Here is a 13,332-nt window from a genome sequence, read left to right as displayed (position 1 = left end):
ACCTCCCCGGGAGACCTCCACATGGATGCAGCAACGCCGACCACGGTCGACGCCGCGGCCTCGTCCGGCGCGGCGGGCACGGACGAGAAGCCGATCCACGTCCTCTGGATCAACGCGGGTCTGAGCTGTGACGGTGACTCGGTCGCCCTCACCGCCGCCATGCAGCCCAGCATCGAGGAGATCGCGCTCGGCGCGCTGCCCGGCCTGCCGAAGATCGCCGTCCACTGGCCGCTGATCGACTTCGAGTGCGGACCCGTCGGGGGCGCCGACACGTTCATCGAGTGGTTCTTCAAGGGCGAGCGCGGCGAGATCGACCCCTTCGTCCTGGTGATCGAGGGCTCCGTGCCCAACGAGTCGATCAAGCAGGAGGGGTACTGGTGCGGCTTCGGCGACGACCCGGAGACCGGCCAGCCCATCACCACCAGCGAGTGGATCGACCGGCTGGCGCCCAAGGCCCTCGCTGTCGTCGCCATCGGTACCTGCGCCACGTACGGCGGCATCCACGCGATGCAGGGCAACCCGACCGGCGCGATGGGCGTACCCGACTACCTCGGGTGGGACTGGAAGTCGCAGGCGGGAATCCCCATCGTCTGCGTGCCTGGCTGCCCCATCCAGCCCGACAACTTCGCCGAGACGCTGACCTACCTCCTCTACCAGGCCGCGGGCTCCGCCCCGATGATCCCGCTGGACGACAAACTCCGGCCGGCCTGGCTGTTCGGCGCCACCGTGCACGAGGGGTGCGACCGGGCGGGCTACTACGAGCAGGGGCAGTTCGCCGAGAACTACGACTCGCCCACGTGCCTGGTCAAGCTGGGCTGCTGGGGCCCCGTGGTCAAGTGCAACGTTCCCAAGCGCGGCTGGATGAACGGCATCGGCGGGTGCCCGAACGTCGGCGGAATCTGCATCGCCTGCACCATGCCCGGCTTCCCCGACAAGTTCATGCCTTTCATGGACGAGCCGCCCGGCGCCAGGTTCTCCACCACCTCCAGCGGCGCGTACGGCGCGGTCGTCCGCCGGCTCCGGAACATCACGGCGAGGACCGTCGACAAGGAGCCGAAGTGGCGGCACACCGGCGAAAAGATCACCACCGGCTACCGGCCCCCGTGGCCGCGCTGACCGGCCTGCAGGACACCGACCCACCACCCGCGTGAAATCCGCAGAAGGGCACCGCACACACGATGGCACCGAAGACGAAGACGGCCGGTGACGGCACCGGCCTGGTGGAGATGTCCTGGGATCCGATCACCCGGATCGTGGGCAGCCTCGGCATCCACACGAAGATCGACTTCAAGCAGAAGCGGGTCGCGGAGTGCTACAGCACCTCCTCGGTCTTCCGCGGCTACAGCGTCTTCATGCGGGGCAAGGACCCGCGTGACGCCCACTTCATCACCAGCCGCATCTGCGGCATCTGCGGCGACAACCACGCCACGTGCTCGGTGTACACGCAGAACATGGCCTACGGGGTGAAGCCCCCGCACCTCGGAGAATGGGTCATCAACCTCGGCGAGTCCGCCGAGTACATGTTCGACCACAACATCTTCCAGGAGAACCTGGTCGGGGTCGACTACTGCGAAAAGATGGTGCGGGAGACCAACCCGGGTGTCATGGAGCTCGCCGAGCGCACCGAAGCGCCCCACGCCGCGGAACACGGCTACCGCACCATCGCCGACATCATGCGGTCCCTCAACCCCCTCGAGGGCGAGTTCTACCGCGAAGCCCTCCAGGTCAGCCGCTACACCCGGGAGATGTTCTGCCTGATGGAGGGGCGCCACGTGCACCCGTCCACGCTCTATCCCGGTGGTGTGGGCACGGTCGCCTCCGTCCAACTGTTCACGGACTACCTCACCCGCCTGATGCGCTACGTGGAGTTCATGAAGCGGGTCGTTCCCCTGCACGACGATCTCTTCGACTTCTTCTACGAGGCCATGCCCGGGTACGAGGAGGTCGGCCGCCGACGCGTGCTGCTCGGCTGCTGGGGCGCCCTCAACGACCCCGAGTACTGCGACTTCACCTACGCCAACATGACGGACTGGGGACGGAAGATGTTCGTCACCCCGGGCGTCGTCGTGGACGGAAAGCTGGTCACCAACGACCTCACCCAGATCAACCTCGGCATCCGGATCCTGCTGGGCAGCTCGTACTACGAGGACTGGGAGGGGCAGGACCAGTTCGTCACGCACGACCCGCTGGGCAACCCGGTCGACCCGCGCCACCCGTGGAACCAGCACACCATCCCCGCCCCGCAGAAACGGGACTTCGACGACAAGTACAGCTGGGTGATGTCCCCCCGTTGGTTCGACGGCAAGGAGCACCTGGCGCTGGACACCGGCGGCGGTCCCATCGCCCGATTGTGGTCCACGGCCCTGTCGGGGCTCGTCGACATCGGCTACGTCAAGGCCACCGGGCAGAGCGTCGTCATCAACCTGCCCCGGACCATGACCAAGCCCGAAGCCACCTTCGAGTGGAAGATCCCGCGCTGGAGCAATGCGCTGGAACGCAACCGCGCCCGAACCTACTTCCAGGCGTACGCCGCCGCCGTTGCCCTGCACTGCGCGGAGAAGGGCCTGGAGGAAGTGCGCGCGGGACGCACCCAGACCTGGGAGAAGTTCGACGTGCCGGACGAGTCGATCGGCGTCGGTTTCACCGAGGCGGTGCGCGGGGTCCTCTCGCACCACATGGTCATCAGGAACGGCAAGATCGCCAACTACCACCCGTACCCGCCGACCCCGTGGAACGCGAGCGTGCGCGACAGCTACGGCACACCCGGCCCGTACGAGGACGCCGTGCAGAACACGCCGATCTTCGAGGAGAACCCGCCGGAGAACTTCAAGGGCATCGACATCATGCGCGCCGTGCGCAGCTTCGACCCCTGCCTGCCGTGCGGCGTCCACATGTACGTGGGCGGCGGGAAGACCGTGAAGTCGCTGCACGTTCCCACCGGACTGAGCGGCCTCGCCGGATGAGCGCGACGACCGCGGAGGAGGCCGGCCGCCGCGTCGAGGAGATCCTCGACCGGCTGGCCGCCTCCGGTGACGACCAGGCCCGTTCGCAGGCCGAGGAACTGGTGCGGGTCCTGATGGATTTCTACGGTGCCGGCCTGGCGAGAGCCCTCGAATTGCTCGGCCGACCCGCCGCGCGGGAACCCGGTGGCGACCCCGTCGCCGCACTGCTCGGGGACGAACTCGTCGCGGGTCTGCTCGTACTGCACGACCTGCACCCCGAGGACCTCGACGCCCGCATCGGGCGCGCCCTGCACAGCATCCGCCAGCATCCCGTCGAGGAGGTGGGCTTCGACCCGACGACGGGGGTCCTGCGGCTGCGGACCTCCGGTTCGGCGGGATGCGGTTGCCCGAGCACGCAGGAGACCGTGCGGCGGGCCGCCACGGACGCGGTGGCCTGCTTCGCGCCCGAAGTGACCGGAGTGGAACTGGAACCCGCCGCGGCCGCGGGCGAGCCGGCGCTCCTCCAGATCGGCAGCGGCCCGCCGCGCGGCTCGGCGCCCGGCCGGCCCTCGGCCACGGCCCTGTGAGCGCGATGCCCGCCGGGCCGGGCCGGACGCGCCCCGCCCCGGCCCCGCGAGGCCTGCGCCGCTTCACGGCACCCCACCCGCCCCGCGAGGAACGGTGCGAACTGTGCGGTGCGTCCCTCCCCGACGAGCGCCACAAGCACCTGGTGGACACCGAGAACCGGGCCCTGGCCTGCGCCTGTGACCCGTGCGCTCAGCTCCTGGACCGGCCCGGGGCGTCCAAGGGCCGCTTCCGTGCGGTCCCGGGCCGCTTCCTGACCGATCCCGGGCACCGCATCGACGCCGCCACCTGGGAGCGGTTGGGCATCCCGGTCGGCGTGGCCTTCTTCTTCCGGAACACCGCGCTCGACCGGCTCGTCGCGCTCTATCCGAGCCCTGCCGGAGCGACCGAGAGCGAACTGGAGCCCTCGTCCTGGCAGGGGGTGCTCGACGGGACCCACCTCGCCGCGCTCCTCGAACCCGACGTGGAGGCGCTGCTGTTGCGGCGCGCGGACGGACGCACCGAATGCCACCTCGTGCCCGTGGACACCGCCTACGAACTGGTGGGGCGGATGCGACTGCGCTGGCAGGGCTTCGACGGGGGAGCCGAGGCCCGCGCCGAGCTCGACGCCTTCTTCGACCACGTACGCCGGCAGGCAGAACCGCTGCGGGAGACCGGGTCATGACCGAATTCGGCTTCACGTGCACCGGGGTACGCGCCGATCCGTACGCGGCGGGCCCCACGCTGGTCTTCCGGTTGCGCATCACGGCTTCACCGGGCACCAGGGTCCACGCCCTCGCGCTGCGCTGCCAGTTGCGCATCGAGCCCGCCCGGCGCGGATACGAACCGGACGAGGCGGCGGGACTCAGGGACCTGTTCGGCGAGCGCTCCCGATGGGGCAGCACGCTCCACCCGATGCAGTTCGCCCAGGTCCCCCTCATGGTCACCGGCTTCACCGGAGAGACCGAGGCCGACCTGGTCGTGCCGTGCACGTATGACATGGACGTCGCCGCGACCCGTTACCTCCACGCGCTGTCCGACGGCGACGTACCGCTTCTCCTGCTCTTCTCCGGCACCGCCTTCACCGGGCAGGGCGGATTCCACGTCGAGCCGGTGCCCTGGGACCGGGAGGCCGCCTGCCCGATGCCCGTGAAGACCTGGCAGGAGATGCTGGAGCAGCACTTCCCCGGCTGCGGATGGATCCGACTGCCCCGGGACACCATGGACGCGCTGCTCGCCTTCCGGTCCCGCCGGGCCCTGCCCTCCTGGGAGGCCGCCGTGCGGGAACTCCTGGCGGCAGAGCCCGTCCGGCCGTCCGACGCAGCGGACGAGAGGACGACGGCACCATGACGACCGCCACCTTCTCCCCGGAGACGGAAACCCGGCTCGCCACCGCCCGCCAGGTGGCGGACGCCGTCCTCTTCGAGGGCTACGTCCTCTACCCCTACCGGGCCTCAGCCGCCAAGAACCGGCTGCGCTGGCAGTTCGGCGTGCTCGTGCCCCCGGCCTGGACCGCCGTCTGCGAGGAGCACGATTTCCAGCACACCGAGTGCCTCATGGAGCCCAAGCCCGGGGCCGTCCTCGCCGTGGAGGTGCGCTTCCTGCACACCCAGCGGCGGACCGTCCAGCGGGCCGGTGCGGACGGGCGGTTCGAGACCGCGTCCGAGCTGCACCTCGACGACCGCGTCATCGTCCCGTGGGACGAGGGAGTGGAAGAGCGCGTCGAACTCGCCGTGCCCGTAGCCGAGTTGACGGGAGACGGCAAGACGTTCCCGTTCAGCCGCGCGGCACGCGAGGAGACCGAGCCGGTGGTCGACTCGGCGGGCCGCACCGTGGGCCGGCTCGTCCGTCGCCGTGCCGAAACCCGCGGCGTGGTCAGGCTCTCCGCGCAGGAACTCGAAGGTCCCTACCGTGTGATGCGGTTGACCGCGGTCGTGGAGAACACCTGTGACTGGACGCCGGAACCGCCTGCCGACCGCGACGCCGCCCTGCCCCACTCGCTCGTCGCCACCCACCTGCTGTTGTGCCTGGACGCCGGGGCGTTCCTGTCGATGACCGATCCGCCGGAGTGGGCCAAGGGAGCCGTGGCGGCATGCCGGAACCTGCACACCTGGCCGGTCCTCGCGGGCGAGTCCGGCACGACGGACCTCGTGCTCTCCTCCCCGATCATTCTGGAGGACCATCCGGCGATCGCACCGGAGAGCCTCGGGGAGCTGTACGACGCCACCGAGATCGACGAGATCCTCGCGCTGCGTACCGCGGCACTCACCGAAGACGAGAAGCGCGAGGCCCGCGGCACCGACGAACGGGCCGCGGCCGTCATCGACCTGGCCGACTCCATGCCCCCGGAGGTGCTGGAGCGGCTGCACGGCGCGGTGCGGGGTCTGCGCGAGGTCACCGGCCCGGGACCCGCCGGACAGGTCACCGAGCGTCCCGCGACCCCCTGGTGGGACCCCGGGGGCGACACCGGAGTCGATCCGGAACACGACCGGGTCGTGGTGGACGGGGTCCCGGTCGGCGCGGGCAGCCGGGTCGTCCTCCAGCCCGGTCTGCGCCACAGCGACGCACAGGACCTCTTCCTCCGGGGGTGCAGCGCCCGGGTCGAAGCCGTCCTGTACGACGTCGACGGGGCCGTCCACCTCGCGGTCACCGTCGAGGGCGACCCCGGCGCCGACATCCGCCGCGAACAGGGCCGCTTCCTGTACTTCCAACCGGACGAGGTCACCCCCCTGGAGGACGAATGAAGCGTCCCGTGCAGGGCCCCCGGACGCTGGTCGCCGGGATCGGCAACATCTTCCTCGGTGACGACGGCTTCGGCGTCGAAACCGTGCGCCGGCTCGCCGGAGAGCCTCTGCCGGACCACGTCGAGGTCGTGGACATCGGCGTCCGGGGCGTCCACCTCGCCTACCAGCTGCTCGACGGGTACGACACGGTCGTCCTCGTCGATGCCACGGCCCGCGGCGGTGCCCCGGGAACCCTCTACGTCATCGACGTCGGCGCGGTGGGCGGTGCAGGCAACGGTGAGCCGGGCGCCGCACCCATCGACGGTCACCGGATGTCGCCCGACGCCGTGCTGGCCCTGCTCGGGACTCTCAGTGCCGGAACGGGCGGCACCCCGCCGCGGAGGATGCTGGTGGTGGGGTGCGAACCCGCCGACGTCGAGGAGGGGATCGGGCTCAGCCCGCAGGTGACCGCCGCGGTGCCCGAGGCCGTGCGACTGGTCGCCGACCTGGTGCAACACGAAGCCGTCAGATGAGGAGAAGACCATGATGAAGACCGTCATCGGCCTCACCACCGCCGCCGCGGCGTGCGCGGCCGTGGTGAGACTGTTCCCCGACCTCAGGCGCTACCTGCGCATCCGCATGATGTGACGGAGCCTTGGCCCGGGTGCGGACGCGGCCCGGGTGCGGACGCCGCGTGGGAGCGGCTGCACCGAACGGCGTACGCAACCGCGTGCCGTCGGCGTGCCGGTCGACCTCGCCCCCTGACCCCGCCCTCTAATGGGGTCGGGGCGGGCCGACCGCCGCGCAGGACGGAGACCCATGCACGAGATGTCCATCGCGCTGGCCGTCGTCGACCAGGTGGAGGAAGCGGCACGTTCCCACGGCGTGTCCGCGGTGCGCACCGTACGCCTCCAGGTCGGTGAACTGGCCGGGGTGGTGCCCGACGCGCTCGGCTTCTCCTTCGAACTGGCCTGCGCGGGCACCGTTCTGGAAGGTGCCGAACTCATCACGGAGCCCGTGCCCGGCCGGGCACGCTGTGCACCCTGCGCGGACGAGTGGGCCGTCGGCATGCCCCCGCGGCTGCGCTGTCCCGTTTGTGGTGAGGCGACCGCCGAGCTGGTCGCGGGACGTGAGCTGCGCATCACCGGCGTCGAGTGGGAGGAGACGGCGGTGGACCCCCGCATCCGCGACACGATCCCCGAGGAGAGCTGACCCATGTGCCGAGTCGTCGACCTGCAGCAGTCCGTGCTCGCCAAGAACGACGCGACAGCCCGCACGCTGCGCGCCGAACTCGCCGCCCGAGGCACCACCGTCGTGAACCTCCTGTCCAGCCCCGGCAGCGGGAAGACCGCGCTGCTCGAAGGTGAGCTCCTCCTCGCGGGAGAGCGGGGCGTACGGGTCGCCGCCCTGACGGCCGACCTGGCCACGGAGAACGACGCCGTGCGGCTCGCCCGGTCCGGTGCACCGGTCAAGCAGGTCCTCACCGACGGCCTGTGCCACCTGGAAGCCGCGATGCTCGCGGGCCACTTGGACGGTTGGTTGCCCGGGGACATCCAGCTGCTCTTCGTGGAGAACGTCGGCAACCTCGTCTGCCCCGCCTCCTACGACCTGGGGGAATCGCTGAGGGTCGTCCTCGCCTCGGTGACCGAGGGGGAGGACAAGCCGTTGAAGTACCCCACCGCGTTCGGCCTCGCCCAGCTCGTGGTCGTCACCAAGACCGATCTCGCCGAGGCCGTCGGCTTCGACGAGACGGCGTTCCGCGCCCACGTCGAGCAGGTCAATCCCGGCGTGGAAGTGGTCCTGACCTCCGTACGCACCGGTGAGGGCAGGGGGGTCCTGCTCGACCGGGCGACGGCCGCGGCCGGGGGAACCGGCGTGCACGCGCCGGTCATGGCACGGTCCCGGTCGTGACCGTCCCGCAGCCGGAGCTCGTCGTCACGAAGGACGTCCAACGGCGCAGGGTCACCGTACGGGGTGTGGTGCAGGGCGTCGGGTTCCGCCCCTTCCTCTACACCCTGGCCACCGGACTGGAGCTCGCCGGCCACGTGACCAACACCGGTGACGGCGTGGTCGCCGAGGTGGAGGGGACACCGCTCGCCGTGGCCCGCTTCTGCGCGCGCATCACCGAAGAGGCGCCGCCCCTGGCCCAGGTCGAGTCGGTCCACGACCAGGAGGTGCCCGCGATCGGCGGGAGCGGATTCACCATCGTCCCCTCACGGACGGACGGCCCCGTACGCACCCTGGTCTCCCCGGACACCGCCACCTGTGCAGCCTGCCTGACCGAGCTCGCCGACCCCTCCGATCGCCGCCACCGCCACCCCTTCATCACCTGCACGCACTGCGGGCCCCGCTTCACCATCGTCACCGGCCTGCCGTACGACCGCGACCACACCACCATGGCCGACTTCCCGATGTGCCCCGAGTGCGCCCGGGAGTACACGGACCCGGGTGACCGCCGCTTCCACGCCCAGCCGGTCGCCTGTCCCTCCTGCGGGCCCCGGCTCCGACTCGTCGTGGCACCCGCCGCCCCCGGGCTCCGGCCCCGTGTCGTCGTCGCCGCGGACCCCAACGACCGCAGCCTGTCGGGGCCGCTCGTCGAGGACCCCGTCGCAGAGGCACGGGAACTGCTGGCCGCGGGCGCGATCATCGCGGTCAAGGGACTCGGCGGCTACCACCTGGCCTGCGATGCGACCGACGCGGCGGCCGTGGAACTGCTGCGCCGCCGCAAGTCCCGCGGCGACAAGCCCTTCGCCCTCATGGCCCGCGAGATCGAGCACGTCGAACACCTCGTCCACATCGGTGACGCAGAGCGCGACCTGCTGAGCGGCAGCACCCGCCCCATCGTGCTGCTCCGGCGCCGGACAGTGCCGTCGGTACGCCCCGGAGCGCCGGAACCGGCGCACGCCGTGGCTCCGGGCAGTCCCGACCTCGGCGTCATGCTGCCGTACACGCCGCTCCACCACTTGCTCTTCGGCCTTCCCGGCGAGGAGGGGCCGGCGCCCCACCTGCTCGTCATGACCAGCGGGAACATCGCCGGGCAGCCGATCGTCACGGATGACGACGAGGCCCTGGACAAGCTGGCCCACCTCGCGGACGCCTGGCTGACCCACGACCGTCCCATCCACGTCCCGTGCGACGACTCGGTGGTCCGCGTCTGCGACGGAGAACCCCTCACATTGCGCCGCTCCCGCGGCCACGCACCGCTGCCCGTCACCCTGCCGGTACCGGTGCGGCCGGCCCTCGCCGTCGGCGGCGACCTCAAGAACGCCTTCTGCCTCGGGCAGGGCCACAAGGCGTGGATGTCCGCGCACGTCGGGGACATGGGCGACCTGGCGACCCAACACGCCTTCGCCTGTGCCGAGGAACAGTTGGAGACGATCACCGGGGTGCGGCCGGGGCTGTTCGCGGCGGACAGCCACCCCGGCTACCGCTCCGGTGCCTGGGCGCAGGTCCACGCCGCGGACCGGCCACTCGTCCGTGTCCAGCACCACCACGCGCACGTCGCGGCGACGATGGTCGAGCACGGACTCGACGGCAGCCGCCCGGTCATCGGGGTCGCCTTCGACGGCACCGGCTACGGCGAGGACGGCGCGGTGTGGGGCGGGGAGGTCCTGCTGGCCGACTACGACGGGTTCGTCCGCCACGCACACCTCGCCTACGTGCCGCTCCCGGGGGGCGATGCGGCCGTGCGGCGTCCTTACCGCATGGCACTCGCGCATCTCTATGCAGCCGGGATCGACCCGAGCGGGGACCTGCCCTGTGTCGCGGCCTGCCCCGCGGACGAACTGCGCGTCCTGCAAGCCCAGCTGACGCAGGGACTGAACTGCGTCCCCACCTCCAGCATGGGCCGGCTGTTCGACGCGGTGTCCTCCTTGGCCGGCATCTGCCACCGCGCCGGCTACGAGGCGCAGGCGGCGATCGAACTCGAAGCGGCGGCGCTGAGCGCCCTCGGCGACGACGCCGGCAGCTACCACCTCGCGCCGGGCGGTCCCGGAGCCGACCCCGACGCCCCCCTCACGGCCGATCCTGCACCACTGATCGCCGCCGTCGTCGACGACGTGCGCAGGGGAACCGCCGCGCCCCTCATCGCCGTGAGGTTCCACCACGCGGTGGCCCGTCTCGTGCACACCGCGTGCACCACCGCACGGGAGCGGCACGGGCTGGAGACGGTCGCTCTGACCGGGGGAGTGTTCGCCAACGCCCTGCTCTCCTCGGCCTGTGCGCGGGCCCTGCGGCAGGACGGCTTCACTGTGCTGCGCCACCACCGCATCCCCCCGAACGACGGGGGACTGGCACTGGGCCAGCTCGTCGTCGCCGCGCGCACCGCCGGCGGGGACCTCGCCGGCCCCACGGGCGAACCGGGGGGCCCTACGGCGGACGGAACCGGATGAACCGGTGCGACACGAGACCACGACAGCGAGGAGGAACGCATGTGTCTGGCGGTACCCGGCAAGGTGCTGGCCGTCGAGGACCGGGACGGTACCCGCATGGCCACCGTCGACTTCGGCGGGGTGGTCAAGGAGGTGTGCCTGGAGTACCTGCCCGACCTCCGGGTCGGTGAATACGCCATCGTCCACGTGGGGTTCGCCCTCCAGCGCCTCGACGAGGAGTCGGCCCGGCAGACGCTGGAGCTCTTCGAGAACCTCGGCATGCTCCAGGAGGAGTTCGGCGACCCCTGGGAACTGGCGGCGGCCGAGGCGGGGGCGGACGGGCCCCCCGCGGCACGGGAGACGGGCGACGGCGCCGCGGAGGGCGCGGCACGGGAGGCGCAGCGGTGAAGTACATCGAGGAGTTCCAGGACCCGGCACTCGCCGAGCGACTGCTCGACGAGATCCGCGCCACCGTCACCCGGCCGTGGGCGCTGATGGAGGTCTGCGGCGGCCAGACCCACACCATCATCCGGCACGGCATCGACCAGCTCCTCCCGGACGAGGTCGAGCTGATCCACGGTCCCGGCTGTCCCGTGTGCGTCACCCCGCTGGAAGTGATCGACAAGGCACTGGAGATCGCCTCCCGCCCGGAAGTGATCTTCTGCTCGTTCGGCGACATGCTCCGCGTCCCCGGGACCGGCCGCGACCTCTTCCAGGTGCGTGGGGAGGGCGGCGACGTACGCGTGGTGTACTCACCGCTCGACGCCCTGCGCGTCGCCCGTCGGAACCCCGACCGCGAGGTCGTGTTCTTCGGCATCGGCTTCGAGACCACCGCACCGCCGAACGCCATGACGGTGTACCAGGCGCGCAAACTCGGGATCCCGAACTTCAGCCTGCTGGTGTCGCACGTGCGAGTGCCCCCGGCGATCGAGGCGATCATGCAGTCGCCGAGTTGTCGCGTCCAGGCATTCCTGGCCGCCGGGCACGTGTGCAGCGTGATGGGGACCGGCGAGTACCCCGAGCTGGCCGAACGTTTCAAGGTGCCCATCGTGGTCACCGGATTCGAGCCGCTGGACATCCTCGAAGGCGTACGCCGGACCGTGTTGCAACTGGAAAGGGGCGAGCACACCGTGGACAACGCCTACCCCCGCGCGGTCAGGCCGGAGGGCAACCGCGCCGCACAGACCATGCTGGACGACGTCTTCGAGGTCACCGACCGCGCCTGGCGCGGTATCGGCGTCATCCCCGAGAGCGGCTGGCGGCTGTCCGCCCGGTACCGGGAGTACGACGCCGAACACCGCTTCTCCGTGACGGACATCGACACCCGGGAGCCCGCCGCCTGCCGCAGCGGGGAGGTCCTGCAAGGACTGCTCAAGCCCCATGAGTGCGAGGCGTTCGGAACCGTCTGTACCCCGCGCACGCCCCTCGGGGCCACCATGGTCTCCAGCGAGGGCGCCTGCGCCGCCTACTACCTGTACCGGCGGCTGGACCTGACGGCCGCGACCCTGGAAGGCACCCCCGTTGTCTGAGACCACCCGAGCGCCGCAGCGCGGCGAAACCGTCCCCGAGGCACAGTGCGCGACCGGTGTCCCGGAGAGCACGGCCCCCGTCGGACCGGACGTCCTCGCCTGGACGTGCCCCGTCCCCGTGCGCGAGCAACCACGAGTGGTGATGGGGCACGGGGGCGGCGGGGCCATGTCCGCCGAGCTGGTCCGTGACGTCTTCGCACCCGCCTTCGGCGGCACGGCGCTCGCCGGACTCGGCGACTCGGCGACGCTCGAACTGGGCGGTGCGCGGCTGGCGTTCTCGACGGATTCCTTCGTCGTACGCCCCCTGTTCTTTCCCGGCGGCAGCATCGGCGACCTCGCGGTCAACGGGACCGTGAACGACCTCGCCATGAGCGGTGCCCGTGCCGCCTACCTGTCCTGCGGGTTCATCCTCGAAGAAGGTGTCGAGCTGGAGGTCGTCACCCGGGTGGCGCAGGCCCTCGGCGCGGCCGCCCGCGCGGCCGGAGTGGAGGTGGCCACCGGCGACACCAAGGTGGTGGAAGCCGGTCACGGCGACGGGATCTTCATCAACACCTCGGGGATCGGCCTCATCCCGGCGGGCGTCGACCTGCGGCCGCAGCGCGTCGTCCCCGGCGACGCCGTGATCGTCAGCGGTCCGATCGGGGTGCACGGCGTTGCGATCATGAGCGTGCGCGAGGGGCTCGAGTTCGGGGTGGAGGTCGAGAGCGACTGCGCCGCCCTCGGCGGACTCGTCGAGGCGATGCTCGCGGTCACCACCGACCTCCACGTGCTGCGCGATCCGACGCGTGGCGGTCTGGCGGCGGCGCTCAACGAGATCGCCGCGGCCTCCGGCACGGGTGTGGTCATCCGGGAGCGCGCGGTCCCCGTCCCACCGGCCGTCGCCAACGCCTGCGCGGTCCTCGGCCTCGATCCGATGTACGTCGCGAACGAGGGCAAGTTGGTCGCGTTCGTCCCCAGGGAGCACGCCGACGCGGTCCTGGAGGCGATGCGGACCCATCCGCTCGGCGGGCAGGCGGTGCTCATCGGCGAGGTCGTCGAGGACCACCCGGGGATGGTCGTGGCCCGCACCGGACTCGGCGGTACACGGGTGGTGGACCTGCCGCTGGGCGAGCAATTGCCCCGGATCTGCTGAAGCGCGCCGGGCGGTACGCGCCCCGCACCGTGGTCGTACGCCAGGCGCTGCCGCGCGTCAGACGGTCCGTCG

Annotated in this window: 14 protein-coding genes; all 14 read left to right on the top strand. The window is 71.4% G+C overall.

Features of this window, described 5'->3' with window-relative positions:
* Positions 1 to 21: 21 nt before the first annotated feature.
* On the top strand, positions 22 to 1,116 hold the full coding sequence (locus ACFXOM_RS08135) for a hydrogenase expression protein HypE (protein WP_384928572.1): 1,095 nt from the start codon (positions 22 to 24) through the stop codon (positions 1,114 to 1,116).
* A 62-nt stretch (positions 1,117 to 1,178) separates the two neighbouring features.
* Complete coding sequence (locus ACFXOM_RS08130; protein WP_385037370.1) at positions 1,179 to 2,963, top strand: nickel-dependent hydrogenase large subunit; 1,785 nt, start codon at positions 1,179 to 1,181, stop codon at positions 2,961 to 2,963.
* Positions 2,960 to 3,529, top strand: a complete 570-nt coding sequence (locus ACFXOM_RS08125) for a hypothetical protein (RefSeq protein WP_384928566.1) — start codon at positions 2,960 to 2,962, stop codon at positions 3,527 to 3,529. The genes ACFXOM_RS08130 and ACFXOM_RS08125 overlap by 4 nt, the downstream gene beginning before the upstream one ends.
* Before the next feature lie 5 nt (positions 3,530 to 3,534).
* Positions 3,535 to 4,191 carry a DUF5947 family protein gene (locus tag ACFXOM_RS08120; RefSeq protein WP_384929010.1) on the top strand — a complete coding sequence of 219 codons (657 nt, stop codon included), beginning with the start codon at positions 3,535 to 3,537 and terminating at the stop codon, positions 4,189 to 4,191.
* A complete protein-coding gene (locus ACFXOM_RS08115; RefSeq protein WP_384928564.1) occupies positions 4,188 to 4,856 on the top strand; it encodes a DUF6084 family protein in 669 nt (222 codons plus the stop codon). The genes ACFXOM_RS08120 and ACFXOM_RS08115 overlap by 4 nt, the downstream gene beginning before the upstream one ends.
* On the top strand, positions 4,853 to 6,250 hold the full coding sequence (locus tag ACFXOM_RS08110) for a hypothetical protein (RefSeq protein WP_384928561.1): 1,398 nt from the start codon (positions 4,853 to 4,855) through the stop codon (positions 6,248 to 6,250). Before ACFXOM_RS08115 ends, ACFXOM_RS08110 begins: the two co-directional genes overlap by 4 nt.
* Complete coding sequence (locus ACFXOM_RS08105) at positions 6,247 to 6,762, top strand: hydrogenase maturation protease (RefSeq protein ID WP_385037367.1); 516 nt, start codon at positions 6,247 to 6,249, stop codon at positions 6,760 to 6,762. Before ACFXOM_RS08110 ends, ACFXOM_RS08105 begins: the two co-directional genes overlap by 4 nt.
* A 10-nt stretch (positions 6,763 to 6,772) precedes the next feature.
* Positions 6,773 to 6,877 carry a DUF6893 family small protein gene (locus ACFXOM_RS08100; protein ID WP_384928555.1) on the top strand — a complete coding sequence of 35 codons (105 nt, stop codon included), beginning with the start codon at positions 6,773 to 6,775 and terminating at the stop codon, positions 6,875 to 6,877.
* A 171-nt stretch (positions 6,878 to 7,048) separates the two neighbouring features.
* A complete protein-coding gene (locus ACFXOM_RS08095) occupies positions 7,049 to 7,441 on the top strand; it encodes a hydrogenase maturation nickel metallochaperone HypA (protein ID WP_384928551.1) in 393 nt (130 codons plus the stop codon).
* A gap of 3 nt (positions 7,442 to 7,444) precedes the next feature.
* Positions 7,445 to 8,140 carry a hydrogenase nickel incorporation protein HypB gene (hypB, locus tag ACFXOM_RS08090; protein ID WP_384928548.1) on the top strand — a complete coding sequence of 232 codons (696 nt, stop codon included), beginning with the start codon at positions 7,445 to 7,447 and terminating at the stop codon, positions 8,138 to 8,140.
* Positions 8,137 to 10,620 carry a carbamoyltransferase HypF gene (hypF, locus tag ACFXOM_RS08085; RefSeq protein WP_384944827.1) on the top strand — a complete coding sequence of 828 codons (2,484 nt, stop codon included), beginning with the start codon at positions 8,137 to 8,139 and terminating at the stop codon, positions 10,618 to 10,620. The genes hypB and hypF overlap by 4 nt, the downstream gene beginning before the upstream one ends.
* A 39-nt stretch (positions 10,621 to 10,659) precedes the next feature.
* A complete protein-coding gene (locus tag ACFXOM_RS08080) occupies positions 10,660 to 11,007 on the top strand; it encodes a HypC/HybG/HupF family hydrogenase formation chaperone (RefSeq protein ID WP_384928542.1) in 348 nt (115 codons plus the stop codon).
* Positions 11,004 to 12,128, top strand: coding sequence for a hydrogenase formation protein HypD (gene hypD / locus ACFXOM_RS08075; RefSeq protein WP_384928539.1), 1,125 nt, complete (start codon positions 11,004 to 11,006; stop codon positions 12,126 to 12,128). Before ACFXOM_RS08080 ends, hypD begins: the two co-directional genes overlap by 4 nt.
* Positions 12,129 to 12,270: 142 nt before the next feature.
* Complete coding sequence (gene hypE, locus ACFXOM_RS08070) at positions 12,271 to 13,260, top strand: hydrogenase expression/formation protein HypE (protein ID WP_384929007.1); 990 nt, start codon at positions 12,271 to 12,273, stop codon at positions 13,258 to 13,260.
* Positions 13,261 to 13,332: the final 72 nt, after the last annotated feature.

This window comes from Streptomyces sp. NPDC059169, from assembly GCF_042755225.1.
In the GTDB taxonomy this organism is placed as follows: domain Bacteria; phylum Actinomycetota; class Actinomycetes; order Streptomycetales; family Streptomycetaceae; genus Streptomyces.
This window is presented reverse-complemented; position numbering and strand designations above follow the sequence as displayed.

Excerpts from the sequence above, each read along its gene's own strand:
- ACFXOM_RS08105 (WP_385037367.1), top strand. The coding sequence starts at position 6,247 with ATGAAGCGTCCCGTGCAGGGCCCCCGGACGCTGGTCGCCGGGATCGGC.
- hypE (WP_384929007.1), top strand. The coding sequence starts at position 12,271 with ATGGGGCACGGGGGCGGCGGGGCCATGTCCGCCGAGCTGGTCCGTGAC.
- ACFXOM_RS08095 (WP_384928551.1), top strand. The coding sequence starts at position 7,049 with ATGCACGAGATGTCCATCGCGCTGGCCGTCGTCGACCAGGTGGAGGAA.
- ACFXOM_RS08100 (WP_384928555.1), top strand. The coding sequence starts at position 6,773 with ATGATGAAGACCGTCATCGGCCTCACCACCGCCGCCGCGGCGTGCGCG.
- ACFXOM_RS08080 (WP_384928542.1), top strand. The coding sequence starts at position 10,660 with ATGTGTCTGGCGGTACCCGGCAAGGTGCTGGCCGTCGAGGACCGGGAC.
- hypB (WP_384928548.1), top strand. The coding sequence starts at position 7,445 with ATGTGCCGAGTCGTCGACCTGCAGCAGTCCGTGCTCGCCAAGAACGAC.
- ACFXOM_RS08130 (WP_385037370.1), top strand. The coding sequence starts at position 1,179 with ATGGCACCGAAGACGAAGACGGCCGGTGACGGCACCGGCCTGGTGGAG.
- ACFXOM_RS08120 (WP_384929010.1), top strand. The coding sequence starts at position 3,535 with ATGCCCGCCGGGCCGGGCCGGACGCGCCCCGCCCCGGCCCCGCGAGGC.
- ACFXOM_RS08125 (WP_384928566.1), top strand. The coding sequence starts at position 2,960 with ATGAGCGCGACGACCGCGGAGGAGGCCGGCCGCCGCGTCGAGGAGATC.
- ACFXOM_RS08110 (WP_384928561.1), top strand. The coding sequence starts at position 4,853 with ATGACGACCGCCACCTTCTCCCCGGAGACGGAAACCCGGCTCGCCACC.
- ACFXOM_RS08115 (WP_384928564.1), top strand. The coding sequence starts at position 4,188 with ATGACCGAATTCGGCTTCACGTGCACCGGGGTACGCGCCGATCCGTAC.
- ACFXOM_RS08135 (WP_384928572.1), top strand. The coding sequence starts at position 22 with ATGGATGCAGCAACGCCGACCACGGTCGACGCCGCGGCCTCGTCCGGC.